Below are 15,547 nucleotides of genomic sequence, written 5' to 3'. Positions count from 1 at the left end.
GCAAGAACTTAATTTTTTCTTATAATATTGCTTCCATCATTTAAGCATTTAACTACAATATCAATATCTTTCTTTTCTAAATTAGTACTACATGGAATATTTATAACTTTATTTATATAATCTTTAGCCTTTTCTACTTTATATATTTCACATTTTTGATAAGGTTTTTGATTTTGTATAAGTCTCCAAATAGGTCTAGTTTGAATTCCTCTTTCTAATAAAAATACAATTAATTCATCTATTTTTAATTTATATTTAGTATTATCTATTAATAAAGAATAAAACCAATAATTTGGTGACACATTTTTTCTAAAATCCATTAAATATAAACTTTCAATGTTACTTATTTTAGATTTATATAATTCATAATTTTCTTTTTTTATCTTTATAAACTTATCTAATTGTTCTAGTTGCGCTATCCCTAATGCTGCTTGCAAATTAGTCATTCTATAGTTATATCCTATTTCATTATGAATATAGTATAGTGAATCATCTTTTGCTTGAGTAGATAAATATCTAGCTTTTGATAAAAGCTTCTTATTATTAGAAACTATCATTCCACCTCCACCAGTAGTTATTATCTTATTACCATTAAATGAATATACACCAAAATCTCCTATTGTACCTGCATATTTTCCTACATATTTTCCCTTTATAAACATAGATCCTAATGCTTCTGTAGCATCTTCAATAACTTTTAGATTATACTTAGTTGCTATATTCATTATCTTTTCCATATTAGCAATATTACCAAAAACATGAACTACAACAATAGCTTTAATATGTTTTTTAGATTTACTATTAATTAATTTTCCTTCTATTAAATTACATTCTTCTCTGCAAAACCTTTCAAGCTTGTCTGCATCCATAGTTAACATATCATCACAATCCATAAATATTGGCTCTGCTCCAATATATTTAACTGGATTTACTGCTGCAATAAAAGTTAATGTTGGCACAATTACCTCGTCACCATTACTAACTCCACTTAATATAAGTGATAAATGTATGCCTGCTGTTCCACTTTGACATGCCACTGCATCGCTAACATTTAAATATTTAGCTATATCTTCTTCAAATTTTTTTATATATGTTCCTCCCGTTGATACCCATTCCTTATTTATTGCATCTAAAACATACTTTTTCTCATTACCTTTTAAATTCGGTACTGATAAAGGTATAAAATTCTTCATATCTCCAATCCTTTCAAGCTATATATTATATATGTTAGATTTATATTTCATTAAATTTTCTGGTATCTTAAACCACTCAATAGTTTCTTTAATTCCTTCTTCAAATGTATAATCAGGTTTCCAATTAGTTAATCTTTTTATTTTTTTATTAGAACCTAACAATCTATTAACTTCACTTTTCTCTGGTCTTAACCGTTGTTCATCAGATATAATTTTTGCATCTTTATTTATTTGACTAATTAATTCATCAGCTAATTGTTTTATTGAAATTTCCTTCTCACTTGCTATATTAATCTCTTCTCCTATAGTTTTTTTAGACTTAGAAATTTCAATAAACCCTTTAGCTGTATCTTTTACATAATTGAAATCTCTAGTTGGAGTTAATGAGCCTAATTTAATTTCTTTTTTACCACATAATAATTGAGTTATTATTGTAGGAATAATAGCTCTAGCAGATTGTCTAGGTCCATAAGTATTAAATGGTCTTACTATTGTCATTGGTAAATTAAAACTTCTATAGAAAGATTCAGCAATTCTGTCAGCTCCTATTTTAGTTGCGGAATATGGAGATTGTCCTTGAAAAGGATGCTCCTCATCTATAGGCACATATTTAGCTGTTCCATAAACTTCGGATGTTGAGGTAACTAATATCCTTTTAATTTCTAAATATCTTGCCGCCTGTAATACATTTAATGTTCCTTTAATATTTGTATCTACATATGAATCTGGTGAATAATAACTAAAAGGAATGGCTATTAAAGCAGCTAAATGAAATACCTCCTCTATGCCTTTCATAGACTCTTTAACTCCATTTGGATCTCTTATATCACCTGTAAAAATTTCTATTTCATTTTGTTTATTTTTATCTAAAGCATCTAACCATCCCCATGAGTTAAAAGAGTTATAATGTATAAATGCCTTAACCTTATATCCCTCTTCTAATAATAACTCACATAAATGACTTCCAATAAATCCATCAGCACCTGTAACCAATACTTTTTTTGTCATAAAAACTCCCTACCTTCTATTTATTTACAAAAAATCCATTTCTCAAACTGTATGTTTCTACGTTCCATTCAGGTTGTCTACAAATTTAATTGTATTATAAAAAATTTCACTTTAATAATATCCTTATAAATAAGATATTCATTTAAGTATTATACAGTTCTTAAAATCTATTTAAGTATTTTACTAATTAAATAAATTTAATTTATAGAACTTCTTTCAGAATTTACATATACTATCTTATAAGCAATTTTAAAAAGTGATAGTATGAGATATGTTTTAAATATAAAAGAATGTGAATTTTTAGGTAGCGGCCATGAAGGAACCGTTTATTTGACTCCTGAAGGATTTGCATTAAAAGTCTTTTATAAAAAAAAGAATGCTGATGCTGAGGTTAAAATCTTGGAAAAAGTTAAAGATAGTAGATTCTTTCCAAAAGTTTTATTTATTGCAGGAACTATGGTTTTAAGAGAATATGTAGAAGGTGAAAACCTTCATGGATTTTTAAAAGAGCATGGATTATCTTATGATGTATCTTGTGAAATAATAGACCTTATAGAAGATTTTAAAAAATTAGGGTTTAAGCGATTGAATATCAGAAATGCTCATATCTTTGTATGTAAAAATAATAAGATACAAATTATAGATCCTAGAGAACCATATAAAAAAAGTACTCCTTATCCTAAAGATATTATTAAAATTTTAGTTAAATTAAACCTTTTTGATGATTTTCTAAAACATCTTCTATCATATAAACCTAGTCTCCTCTCTTATTGGATTTCTGGATACAACTACTTTATAAATTTTTCTAAAAAAAGACGTCACACACATAAACGTATTTGTTAAAATAGCTAAAAAAATAACAGCAAGAAATCTAAACAACTTCTTTGCTGTTATTTTTATTTTAGTTATATTTTAAAGCAATATTTATATTACATTCTTAATCTTCATCTATAATTTAACATATTATAATGAATATATGTCTGAAAACTCTACATTACATCTTTCTATTTTAGCTTCTAAAAGTCTATTCGATATATTATTTTTTCCAAATAATTTAGTCAATTTGATTGGCATATTAAATATAATTTCTGCTCCTTTAGTTGCATTGTTTTTTGCCATGATTGTACCACCATGCATTTCTACTAATGATTTTACTAAAGCTAATCCTATTCCACTCCCTTCGCATCTTCTTGTGAATATATTTTCTGATTGTTTAAAACGTTCAAAAATTGTTTCAAGATTCTTTTCAGGTATACCTATTCCATCGTCTTTTACACTTATAATAACTTTTTCATTTTTCCTGTCAGCTTTTACATTTACTTCTATGGTTCCATTAGTATCCGTATATTTTATTGCATTTGATAATAAATTTAAGATTATAGTTTCAATTTTATCTGGATCTATAGCAAGTATAATTTCCTCTTCATTTGTATCGAAAACTATCTTTCGTCCTTTGCCTCCAATATATTCGGTAACAGATGATATTATCTCTTCAATTAAAGTAACTATATTATAATTTTCTAAATTTAAAGTATAATATCCTCCATCGATTTTTGTGATATCTATTAAATTATTTACAAGTCTTAATAATCTATATGCATTTTGTTTAATTCCATGAATATATTTATTAGAAACACTACTATATTTATTATCAATTATATTTATATCCTTATTACTCATCAATTGAACTGTAGCTAAAATTATATTTAATGGTGTTTTAAATTCATGTGATACATTTGCAAAAAAATCATTTTTAAAGTTTTCTACTTCTATAGCCTTTTCTAACTTTTTTTTCTCTTCTTCTAATCTTTTTTTCTCATTTATGTCTTTTCCAACTATATAAACTAATTTTTCTTTTTCTATACAACTCCAATTCCATTGAAATAATTTATATTCTCCATTTTTACAAAGGATTCTAACAGTTAAATATTCTCCTTTTCCAGATTCATTTGAATAATCTATTAATTTTATTGCTTTTTCTCTATCGTCTGGATGCACTATATTAAATGCATTCATATTTAACAATTCTTCCTTACTCCATCCAAGATTCTCTATGCAATTTTGAGATACATCTTTTAATTTCTGATCTATTCCTAAAATCCCCCATAAATCTGTTGCTATTTCTAAAAAGGATTTCAATTCTTTTTCACTTTTTTTACGTTTAGCCAGTTCTTTTTTCAATGCTTTGGAAAAAATTCTATTTTTAATTATCATGCCAAATTTTTCACATGTAAATTTAATAAAATCATCTTGCTTATATTTAGGTATATTTTCATCATTATAAAATATATTTAATACTCCTAATAACTCATTCTCATATTTTATAGGATACACTCTTATATATCCATAGTAACTATCATCATATTTAAATTTATTGGATTTTTCCCACTTTATAAAGCTATCACTTTCTCTAATATTTCTTACTTTACTATATATATCTGTTGAAAGTAATTCTTGTTTAACTTTTTCATCTATATATAATGTATATTTATCTTCTATAATCATAGCAGTACCACATTTTAATTTTAATGTTAATTTATTAGAGTATTTATCTTTCAAAAATACTGAAATTCCATCACATTCTAATCTTTTTTTTAAATCATTAATTATTTTATTTAATCCATTATCATTTTCAAAATCATCTTCTTTTTTATTATAGTTACAACTTAATAAATTAGATGTATTCTTACCAATTTCATACATCATATTTTTATCTAAGGTTACTTCTCTAGAGATACCCATAATAGAATTTATATTTTTTTTACCTTCTTTATATAATCTAGAAAGATATGTTTCAAAGAACCTATTTTCTCCTCTTAAAACTATATCCTCTTCTATTAATATTCCAGTTTTACTATTTAAAATTTCACTGTCTCTTTTTTTTAAATAATCAGTTACTTCCTTTGAAAAATATTCAGAACTTTCCTTATTTATGATTTCCTCTTTATTCAAAGATAATACATTTTCAAAAGCTTTATTAACATACTTAAGCCTTCCATCTTCTCCTTTAATCCATACTTTATATGGTATATTATCCAATAACATTTCTAAATCTTCTAAGCTATAATATTTATCCTTATTAATAAATTCGTTTTCATTTTCCATAATTTTATTCCCCCACTAATAACTTCTTTAAATTAAAGAAGATTTTTATGTCATATAAATATTTTTATTTTTAGCTATATTTAAAAATATATTTATTTTGAAAAATAACCCATTTATTCCTTTAATTAAGTATATAATATTTATTTTTACAATACAACATAATATTACAATTTATATTTGCTTTGTATTTAATTTAATAAAAAAAACACTAATAATCAAAATTTTAATTAACTATTAGCGAATTTCGTATTATTTTATAATTTATTATTTATTTTTATCAAACTTCTGTTTAGCTAAAAAAACTATCTTAAATAATTATTTAAATTACTTTAAGATAGTTTATAGTTTAATTTATATTATTAAATTTTTATTTTGCTAATTATATTAAAATTAAGATTACTTCATTTCTTCAAAGATTTTATTAATAATCTCTACCCTTTCTTCTCCTAATATATTAGCTAACTTTACAGGCATATGTCCATTTTTATATACACTATCGCCATTTGCTTTAATTATTTTAGATACTTTACTTTCAAAGTTATCATAAGATATAAGTTCCTCTAAGTATGTATCTACAAGATCCTTTAAACAAGTTGCTAATTCTCCTGGATTTTTATAAACAGCTCTCATTTGTTTTCCTCCATACTAAATTTAAAAAATATTTCATATTGTATTATATAATAATATTATATATTTTCATATACTAAAAGGCTTGTATACGTTAAAATTTTAAAAATTAATATGAAAAATTTTTAAATAATTATCTATTTATCTAATTTTATTTGAAATTTCCATCATTTTATCATATAATTTTAATTGATTTTTATTAAATTTAGGGGGATTTTTTTATGATTAAAAAACGAAGTGTAGGAATATCGATACTTCTATCTTTTATCACTTGTGGTATTTACAGTTTATTTTGGATGGCATTTTTAAGCAATGAAACATCTGAATACTTACAAGAACAGCAATCTGGTGTAACTGAAGTAATTCTTGGAATAATAACATGTGGACTTTACTTGATATACTGGAATTATAAAATGGGTAAAAAAATGTATGAGATACAACAACGTGCTGGAATTTTAGCTGCTGATAATAGTCTTCTATACTTAATTATTAGCTTATTTGGATTTAGTATGATTCCTGTATGGATTATTCAAAGTGATTTTAATAAACTTTTACCAGATGCATAAAATATATTAATGAACACTTTTAAAATCTATTTAAGAAATTTTTTTATTATGATTCTTATTGGAATTATTGTTATACTGATAAGTAAATATACAAATAAACCTGCTTGCCTATTTTATAACTATATTGGTATACCCTGTCCTACATGTGGTATTACAAGAGCATTTAAGTATTTAATAAAAGGAGATTTAAATAAAGCTTTTTATTTCCATCCATTATTTCCTTTGGTGCTATTATTTCCAATGTTTTGTACTAAATATTCAAAAAAGTTTATTTATATACTCAGTACAACTTTTATAGGTGTATGGATAATACGATTATATTTATTATTTCCTACTACACCACCAATGAACATAAATAATGATTCTATTTTATTTAAAATATTATCATTATTCAAATAAAAAGTAGTATACATAAGATTTAAAGGCCATATTTTTAGAATTATAAATCTAAAAATATGGCCTTTTTAATAAAAACAAATTTCAATACTAATTACTCCTTATAGTAACAATATCAGGATTTGTTTAAAACATAATTAACTAAAGTATTATATTATCATTTTAAGCAATGCATATGATTTTTAGCATCTTTCCACTCTACTATATATCCTTGACCTTTTGAGCAAAATATTGAACTTGATGTATACTTCCTATCAGAATTTTTGTTATATGCTATCTTGTTTATTATTTCTTCAGTATTATGACAAATATAATATCCATCAAAGATTAGATTAATATTTCCTAATCCATGTGTAAATGCTATTAACTCTAGTGGATAATTCATAAATGTTGATACTGGTCCTTTTCCTATTATTATATTTTTATCATCTAATAGCTCAGGAGTTTCAAACGTGCCATTTAATCTTTGAATATCAGATAAAACTTTACCTATATACTCTGTTGAAACAGTTATCTTAAATTTATAAAATGGTTCTAATAATATGTTATTTGCTTGTTCTAACCCATACCTTAATGCTCTATAAGTAGCTTCTCTAAAATCTCCACCACTTGTATGCTTTAGATGAGCTCTTCCATTTATTAAAGTAATTTTTAAATCAGTCAATTTAGAACCTGTCAAAATCCCTTTATGTTCTTTTTCAAATATATGTGACTTAATAAGATTTTGATATGATATAGCTAAATTATCCACATGACATTCATTTTTAAAAGTTATACCACTATTTTTTTCACCAGGTTCTATTTTTAAAATTACTTCTGCATAGTGTCTTAAAGGCTCAAAATGTCCATAACCATTAACAACATTTGAAATCGTCTCTTTATATAAAACTTCACATTCTCCAAATTCAATATCAAACTTAAACCTTTCTTTTATTATATCCTTTAAGACTTCTAATTGAATTTTACCCATTATATTTACATTTATTGTTTGCAAATCTTCATCTAAACTTACATTTAATCCTGGATCCTCTTCTTCTAGTATCTGAAAAAATGATAAAATCTCTTTTTTGCTAAGAGAATTATCAAATATAACTTTTGCTTTTAATGTAGGTACTATTTTATAGTCAATTTTTTTCTGCAAGCCTCCTAAACCATCACCTACCTTAAATTTAGTTAATCCAGTTACTCCAAAAATATCTCCTGCAAAAGCTTCCTCCTGTAGAATAAATTTATTTCCATTATATATTCTTATTTGATTAATCTTTTCATTCCTCTCCTCTTCATGAAAATAATGTAATAAATTCTCTTTAACTTTTATACTTCCAGCTAATGCCTTTATATAAGTTACTTTTTCACCTTTTTCATCATATCTTATCTTATATATTCTTCCTAAAAAATTTTGCTTCTCATCATAGTTAGTATAAGTTAATAAATCTAATTCATTTATAAACTCTTTTATTCCTATATCTTTAAGGGCAGATCCACAAAAACAAGGGAATATTTCATTATTTTTAATTTGTCTTTTCATTGAGTTAATCCATGAATCAATATCAAAATTATTTTCTAGATATTTATCTAATAGTATTTCATCTCTTTCTGCAATAAATTCTATTAGTTCACTACTCATATTATCTTTAGAAAATGATTCATCAATATAACAACTAGATTTGGTTAATTTTAATGAAATATCTCTTAAAATTTTCTCTACACTTCCCCCTTCTCTATCGATTTTATTAATAAAGAAAACTGTAGGTATCTTATACTTTCTAAGAAGTTCCCAAACAGTTTCAGTATGTGCTTGCACGCCTTCAACTGCACTTATTATAAGTATCCCATAATCCATCACTTCTATTGCTCTCTCCATTTCAGTAGAAAAATCTACATGTCCTGGTGTATCTATAAGATAATATGTTGAACCATTATAATTAAATATTGCTTGATCAGAAAATACAGTAATTCCTCTATCTTTCTCTATGTTATGACTATCTAAAAAAGCATTTTTATGATCAACTCTTCCTCTCTGTCTAATACTCTCTGTATGATATAATATTTGTTCTGCAAATGTTGTTTTTCCAGCATCTACATGAGCTAAAACACCTATTGTTTTTTTCATTATTTACTCTCTCCTAAATCTTATATAAAAGAACTTCTATTTCTTATAAATAATTTAATATATCTATAATTTTTCTATTTTATTTTTATATTAAACTATAATGCTCTTATTTGTAAAATAAAATGAACTATTTCAAAAAACTTTAAAATAGTCCATTTAATTCATATATAAATTGTTTTAACATTATTATAGTTTTTAATTTAAATTGTCATTATAAAAATTAAAAACTTGATTTAAATAAGATTTTAAAACACTATCCTTTTCTCTGTATATTTCATGTTTTGATCCAACACTTAATACAGTTTTACAGTTTTTTGCATTCTGAGCAAATATATTTTGTCCTCTTGGTTTTACGTATGTGTCCTTTTCAGCTTGAAATAATAGTACTGGTATTTCTACTTTAGACGCATTTTCTTTTTCTATTATTTCTTTTGTAGCATTTAATGATGTTCTAAGCCAATTGTAAGAAGCTCCACCTCTTTGAAAATCTTTATTGTTAGATACAATATCATAATAATATTGGTATCTAGCATCAGAGCTTGTACAAGATTTTTCTAAATTATTTTCTGAGTTATATGCCCCTTGGGTAGCTGCATATTTATTTCCTAAAGAAAATGTTGTATATATCCACGAAATAGATTTAGCTATAAATTCTGGAACATTTCCTGTATCTATTTCTAGCATTGGTGCATTTAATATTGCTGCATCAAAATAATCAGGATAATCTTCTAAAAATTTACTTCCAATAGCTCCTCCCATTGAGTGAGCAAATAAAAACATTTTTTCTTTGCCAGCTTCAGGTTTAACAATATCATTTAAAAATTTTTTTAAATCTGAAACATAACAATTAAAATCTTTTATATTTATCTGAGATTTATCCGCTATACCTAATGATCCTGATCTTCCATGACCTCTATCCTCAAGTCCATATACAGAATAACCTTCATTTAAAAAATAATAAATAATTTCGCGATATTTTTCTAAAGACTCACCAAAGCCATGATTTATAACAATCGTTGCCTTTGAATTCTCTACTTTGTACTTTTGATAATATAATTTTGTATTTTCATCTATCTCCAAATAGCCTTCTTCTCTTTTATCATTTAGATAAGGTTCTACTACTTCCTTCATGCCTTTTTCATAATCATCTTCTGCTATAAATATTTTATTAAATTCTACTTTCTCGTTTTCGGCTGAATAAGCTGTAACTGTTGATTTATTAAAAATACATATAAGCTGTAAACAGAAGATAATTAAAAGAATTAAACTTTTTATCTGTAATTTAAATCTTTTATTATTTATTTCCATATAATATCCCCCTATTTTTCATTTGTACTATAAAATTATAACAAGTAAAATTCCACCTTATTTTATATATTATATAAATTCTATTCTAATATATCTATAATCCACTTGTTACATGCAGTACATTTATAAATTCTTATAACAAATAAATCTAATTTTAAATTATCAATTACTGTAGATGTTTGTTCTAATTCTTCCTTAGTAATAAACTCATCATCTGCATTTATATATCCATGTATTTCTATAAAATCATTTTCTTTAGTATCTTCACAGCATTCGTTTGACCCTGCTACTTCTATTCTTTCATAATTTAAAGAAGGACTTAGTTCCTTTATTATAGGTAATAAATCTTCAAACTCTTGTATATTATCTAAAAATTCTTCCTTATAAAATACTAAATCCTTTATTCTAAAAAGCTCTTTCATAATTGTTTTATTCTCCTTTTCTTATGTGTTAAAAGTATATTCCTAGTTGCCTTTAAAACTATTATTTAATTACTAATTCAACTGGACAATGATCTGATCCCATTATTTCTGTATGTATAGTTGCAGATACTAATCTATCTTCTAATTTCTTAGACACTAAAAAATAGTCTATTCTCCATCCTGCATTATTTTCTCTCGCATTAAATCTATAAGACCACCAAGAATATACCCCTTCTTTATCTGGATAAAAATATCTATACGTATCTATAAATCCTGACTCTAAAAGTTTACTTATTTTTTCTCGTTCTTGATCACTAAATCCTGCATTATTTCTATTACTCTTGGGATTCTTTAAATCTATTTCATTATGTGCTACATTTAAATCTCCACATAATATTACTGGTTTTCTATTTTCTAATTCTTTTAAATATTCTCTAAATGCTTCTTCCCATTTCATTCTATAATCAATTCTAGCTAATTTTTGTTGGGAATTTGGAGTATAAACATTAACCATATAAAAATCTTCATATTCTAATGTGATTACTCTTCCTTCTTTATCATGTTCTTCTATTCCAATCCCTAATTTTACATCTAAAGCCTTTTCTTTAGTAAAAATTGCAGTACCTGAATATCCTTTTTTTTCTGCATAATTCCAATAATCATAATATCCATCTAACTTTAAGTCTATTTGTCCTTCTTGAAGCTTACTTTCTTGAATACAAAATATATCAGCATCACTTTCTTTTAAAACATCTAAAAAGCCTTTTTTGACACAAGCTCTTAATCCATTCACATTCCATGAAATTAACTTCTTCATAGGTTATCTCCTTTACTTTAGGCACATGAAAATAAATAACAAATCAAAAGTTGCGATGTATATTTTTCATCAGGCAAGGATAAGAATTTTCCTCATAGTGTTGCCCATTAGGTCAATTTGAAAAGGCAGCATGATGGAAAATAGGCTAGCAAGTGGACTTGTTATTTTTTTGATTGTGCCTTATTAATATAATAATCAATATAGATATAATACCATAAAAATTAACTTATAGGAAAAATTTATTACCCAAAATAAAAGAACTCTAATCTTTTAGAGTCCTTTTATTTTTATTATTATATGATATTAATCATTTAATTTTACTGCACTAAGGTGCTCAGGTGAAATTCTTTTTTTACTTTTGTACAAATTATAATCATTTGAAATATATATTCTCAAACTTTCATCATTTTCTTCTGCATTGACTTGATACATTGTATTTTCAACATATCCATGGATGAAATCATCTTTACTAAAGGATAGACTAATTTCTGTCCCAATTTGAGTAATTACACCAATTATATGTTGTAAATCTTTAGATTCTTTTGTAAATACAATGTCTCCAGTCTCTGCGACACAAAATTCAACCTTCATAGTTTTCATCCCCTTCCTATATAATAATTATATATAAATTTAAAATATTTTTCCACATTATCTAATATTCACGAATTAATTTCTTATATTTTTGTAAGTATTTTAAATATTATCTTTATCATCTTTATAATCTTTAAAAATACGTTCAGCATTTTTATCAGCTCTGCTAAAAGTTTTACTTAATGATAGTATAAAAATTATTGTTATAATTACTACTAATATAATAACTGTTTTTATCATTTTTATATTCCTTTACTTAATAACGCATATATTTTTCAAAATTATACCATATTTTATTTGTTGTATCAATTATTCAATATAAATTATATTATAACCATTCTAAATGCTAAAAACAAAGACATATTTTAATATTGTACAATATATTCTTAAAAAGTTACCAAATAAACTTTCAATTATCCATTTTTAAATCATAAATCTTTTCTAAAATATATGAATAATATTATATACATTACTACAATTTAAAGAGATTACCTCAAATATATAAAGATGCTTTTTGAGATAATCTCTTTAAAATAAAAATTCTTATAATACTATTTTTAAAATTCTACTTAGATAATAAGTTATTTACTATCTCTTCTGCATTTTCTAAACAAGCTCCACATCCAGTACCAATATTAGTAGCCTCTTGGACTTCCTCAAATGATTTGGCTCCATTTTTTATAGCATCCTCTACATCTTTAAGAGTAACATTAAAACATGTACAAATAACATCATCTTTATTCATATATATTCCTCCTTTATTTACTTTTATAAATTTTATTATTTCATATTTTTAATATTTTGATACATCTATATAAAAAATTACAGCTATTAAATAAAAACAATATTATAATATTACAATAAAAACTTATATATCTAATAAAGTTTAAATATATTCTTTGATTTTGAACATACTATATTTATAGTTTTTATGAAGGGAGATATTTTATATGGAAAGAGATCATTATATTGTTAATGGCCTAGCTAATGAAAATATTAAAACTCAAGTAAAAAATGCACTTGAAAATATTGAAGGGGTAAATAAAGTTTGTGTTGATCTTGGACGTAGTAGTATTGAAGTAGCTTACAATAATCCCGCTACATCTGAGCAAATTAAAAACTGTATTGAAAGTACAGGAAATACTATTCAATATTAAAATCTTATTATATATAATTCTTCAAACTAACTTTAAGTCTATAAATTTTTAACATCTGACTTTTAAAATACCAATAATAAAATTCTTATTGGTAATATAATAAAAGCTGCTCTTGCTTGATTTTTATACCAAACTAAAGCAGCTTTTTATTATATACTAAATTTATCTACTTCTTTATTTAACTCTTCTATTAGTTCTATTAACCTTTCTGAAACTGTATTAATATCTTTGCTAGATACATTAAATTCTTCTGCTGTTGCATCTACTTCTTCAGTACTAGCAGCTAATTGTTGTGATATAGCTGTAACAGATTGTATTACTTCTAAAATATGATCTTTTTTAGTATTGTTATTACTAGATATTTCTGATATTTGTTGAATTTTAGGTGTAACTTCTCTTAAAAGATTTAAAATACTATTAAATGATTTTATTGTATTATTAATTTTATCTTTTTGATTAGAAACCTCTAAATTCATATCATTAGTTGAATAAATAATATTTTTACATTCATTAAGAACATTTTTAACAATTATACCAATCTCATTTACTGATTCCTTACTTTGCTCTGCAAGCTTCCTTATTTCATCTGCAACAACACTAAATCCCTTACCTGCATCGCCTGCTCTAGCAGCCTCAATAGCCGCATTTAAGGCTAATAGATTAGTTTGCTCTGCTATTGAATTAATTGTTGTAGTAATATTTTCAATAGATGCTATTTTACCATTCATATTAGTAATATCATTATTAAAATTATTAAAACTACTATCAAAATTATCTAATGAACTATTTAATTCATACATATTATCACTACTTTTAACTAATTGTGATTCTATGTTAGAAGACATTTCAGCAACATTTTCAATATGATTATTCATATAATCTATATTTTCTCCAAATTCTCTCATTTCATCATTTATTTTTAATATTTCACCTGATTGATTTGTATTCGCTTTTGCTGATTCATGCATAGCAAGAGAAATATTTTTAGCTCCATATGTTATTTGAGTAGAAGTATTTTCTAACAATTGTGATTGATTATTTAAAACTATAACATCATCTTTTACCTGCTTAATCATATTCCTTATAGATTCTCTAGTTTTACTTAATGATCTATTGATATCTCCAATTTCATCATTTCTACTAAGTTCTTTTGAATCTATTGTCTGATTAAATATACCATTTGATAATACCTCTATATTTCCCTTTAGTTTTTTAAGTCTTCTACCTAGTAATTCACCTATCACAAAGATTATACATATAAGTACACTTATTCCTACTATTGATACTATAATAAATAATGTTATAATTACATCTTTTTCTTTGTTTACATCATTAGCGCTTACTTCTAATGCTATTGACCACCCTTCTGTTCCAGGTAATTGAGTGTATGCAATATACTTTTCTTCTCCATCTTTAAAATTTTCTACTTGTGTTTCTCCATTAATCATTCTTTGATGTATTGATGCTAATTCTTTTAAACCTTCATTTTCCTTTGATTCTTTTAATATATTTTTTTGATTGTGTACATCCTCTAATTTTTCTGAAGCAATTATAGTTCCATTTTTGTCTAGAATATAAGAATTGCCTGTCATTTTAAAATATTTTAAATTGTTTAAATCCATTGATAAAAAATTGCTTTCAAATGTACATGTCAAAACACCTACTATATCTTGTCCATTTTTTAAAGGCACAGCAACAAAAATTATTTGTTCATTTGTTCCTTTAACAAATGACGGAGAACTTATATATGTTTCATTATTTATAGCTTTTTTAAAATAATCCCTATTAGATATATTTTCTGAATAATTATCAGTTGTAACTAATTTTCCATCAATTGTGGCTATTCCTATAGATCTTATATTTAAGCTTCCAACATATTTATTTAAAACTTCACTTTTCTGATCTAATGTTAAGTTCATATCAGAAACTATACTATCAGCTGCTACTGAACGCGCCATAACAAGTTTAGTATTTAATTTCTGTTGAATAATAGTTGCCGCATCATTCATAATCCTTATCATGCTCTCTTCTTTTATTTGAGTTAAATTCTTTTGAACCACTAAAAAAGTTCCTAAAAACGCAATTCCAAATATAAGCACAAATCCTAACGATAAATTTTTAATTAAATTCATTTTTATACTTTTACTTTTTTTCATATTTACCCCCTTAAATTAAAATAACTAATATATAAGTTCTAATAAAGTTTGTTCATTAATATAAATCTTAAAATATTTATAAATAACA

The 15,547-nt window shown here is 24.5% G+C and carries 16 protein-coding genes; 4 read left to right on the top strand and 12 right to left on the bottom strand.

Annotated elements, in window-relative coordinates; translation table 11 throughout:
• Nucleotides 1–8: 8 nt before the first annotated feature.
• On the bottom strand, nt 9–1,193 hold the full coding sequence (locus tag ACYUET_RS03490) for a LegC family aminotransferase (RefSeq protein ID WP_460277856.1): 1,185 nt from the start codon (nt 1,191–1,193) through the stop codon (nt 9–11).
• 18 nt (nt 1,194–1,211) lie between these two features.
• A complete protein-coding gene (locus tag ACYUET_RS03485) occupies nt 1,212–2,201 on the bottom strand; it encodes an NAD-dependent 4,6-dehydratase LegB (RefSeq protein ID WP_460277855.1) in 990 nt (329 codons plus the stop codon).
• 264 nt (nt 2,202–2,465) lie between these two features.
• On the opposite strand from ACYUET_RS03485, the gene ACYUET_RS03480 reads away from it, so the two are divergent.
• The gene (locus ACYUET_RS03480) at nt 2,466–3,044 is read left to right on the top strand and encodes a serine/threonine protein kinase (RefSeq protein ID WP_460277854.1); all 579 of its coding nucleotides are present in this window, start codon (nt 2,466–2,468) and stop codon (nt 3,042–3,044) included.
• Between the two features lie 120 nt (nt 3,045–3,164).
• Here ACYUET_RS03480 and ACYUET_RS03475 read toward each other — a convergent pair whose 3' ends face one another.
• Both ACYUET_RS03475 and ACYUET_RS03470 read right to left on the bottom strand, forming a co-directional pair.
• A complete protein-coding gene (locus tag ACYUET_RS03475) occupies nt 3,165–5,306 on the bottom strand; it encodes a PAS domain-containing sensor histidine kinase (protein ID WP_460277853.1) in 2,142 nt (713 codons plus the stop codon).
• Between the two features lie 396 nt (nt 5,307–5,702).
• Complete coding sequence (locus ACYUET_RS03470) at nt 5,703–5,936, bottom strand: TIGR04540 family protein (RefSeq protein ID WP_460277852.1); 234 nt, start codon at nt 5,934–5,936, stop codon at nt 5,703–5,705.
• 218 nt (nt 5,937–6,154) lie between these two features.
• Between ACYUET_RS03470 and ACYUET_RS03465 the strand changes: the two genes are divergently transcribed.
• Both ACYUET_RS03465 and ACYUET_RS03460 read left to right on the top strand, forming a co-directional pair.
• Nucleotides 6,155–6,499 carry a DUF4234 domain-containing protein gene (locus ACYUET_RS03465; RefSeq protein WP_460277851.1) on the top strand — a complete coding sequence of 115 codons (345 nt, stop codon included), beginning with the start codon at nt 6,155–6,157 and terminating at the stop codon, nt 6,497–6,499.
• Between the two features lie 9 nt (nt 6,500–6,508).
• Entirely contained in the window at nt 6,509–6,898 is a 390-nt protein-coding gene (locus ACYUET_RS03460; protein WP_460277850.1) for a DUF2752 domain-containing protein, read from the top strand.
• Between the two features lie 154 nt (nt 6,899–7,052).
• On the opposite strand, the gene ACYUET_RS03455 is transcribed toward ACYUET_RS03460, so the two are convergent.
• The 7 genes from ACYUET_RS03455 to ACYUET_RS03425 all read right to left on the bottom strand — a co-directional run bounded on the left by ACYUET_RS03455 (nt 7,053) and on the right by ACYUET_RS03425 (nt 12,891).
• Nucleotides 7,053–9,008: a GTP-binding protein gene (locus ACYUET_RS03455; RefSeq protein ID WP_460277849.1), complete on the bottom strand. Its 1,956-nt coding sequence runs from the start codon at nt 9,006–9,008 to the stop codon at nt 7,053–7,055.
• 195 nt (nt 9,009–9,203) lie between these two features.
• Nucleotides 9,204–10,316, bottom strand: a complete 1,113-nt coding sequence (locus ACYUET_RS03450; RefSeq protein WP_460277848.1) for an alpha/beta fold hydrolase — start codon at nt 10,314–10,316, stop codon at nt 9,204–9,206.
• An 80-nt stretch (nt 10,317–10,396) separates the two neighbouring features.
• A complete protein-coding gene (locus ACYUET_RS03445) occupies nt 10,397–10,738 on the bottom strand; it encodes a hypothetical protein (protein ID WP_460277847.1) in 342 nt (113 codons plus the stop codon).
• Between the two features lie 61 nt (nt 10,739–10,799).
• Nucleotides 10,800–11,555: an exodeoxyribonuclease III gene (locus tag ACYUET_RS03440; protein ID WP_460277846.1), complete on the bottom strand. Its 756-nt coding sequence runs from the start codon at nt 11,553–11,555 to the stop codon at nt 10,800–10,802.
• A 303-nt stretch (nt 11,556–11,858) separates the two neighbouring features.
• Entirely contained in the window at nt 11,859–12,146 is a 288-nt protein-coding gene (locus ACYUET_RS03435; protein ID WP_460277845.1) for a hypothetical protein, read from the bottom strand.
• A gap of 102 nt (nt 12,147–12,248) precedes the next feature.
• Complete coding sequence (locus tag ACYUET_RS03430) at nt 12,249–12,386, bottom strand: hypothetical protein (protein WP_460277844.1); 138 nt, start codon at nt 12,384–12,386, stop codon at nt 12,249–12,251.
• A 325-nt stretch (nt 12,387–12,711) separates the two neighbouring features.
• On the bottom strand, nt 12,712–12,891 hold the full coding sequence (locus tag ACYUET_RS03425) for a (2Fe-2S)-binding protein (RefSeq protein WP_460277843.1): 180 nt from the start codon (nt 12,889–12,891) through the stop codon (nt 12,712–12,714).
• Between the two features lie 205 nt (nt 12,892–13,096).
• Between ACYUET_RS03425 and ACYUET_RS03420 the strand changes: the two genes are divergently transcribed.
• Nucleotides 13,097–13,303: a heavy-metal-associated domain-containing protein gene (locus ACYUET_RS03420; protein WP_460277842.1), complete on the top strand. Its 207-nt coding sequence runs from the start codon at nt 13,097–13,099 to the stop codon at nt 13,301–13,303.
• 149 nt (nt 13,304–13,452) lie between these two features.
• On the opposite strand, the gene ACYUET_RS03415 is transcribed toward ACYUET_RS03420, so the two are convergent.
• Nucleotides 13,453–15,459: a methyl-accepting chemotaxis protein gene (locus tag ACYUET_RS03415; RefSeq protein ID WP_460277841.1), complete on the bottom strand. Its 2,007-nt coding sequence runs from the start codon at nt 15,457–15,459 to the stop codon at nt 13,453–13,455.
• Nucleotides 15,460–15,547: the final 88 nt, after the last annotated feature.

Source organism: Clostridium sp. CTA-5 (assembly GCF_054768135.1).
The sequence above is the reverse complement of the archived record's forward strand: the minus strand, read 5'-3'. Positions and strand labels throughout refer to the sequence as shown.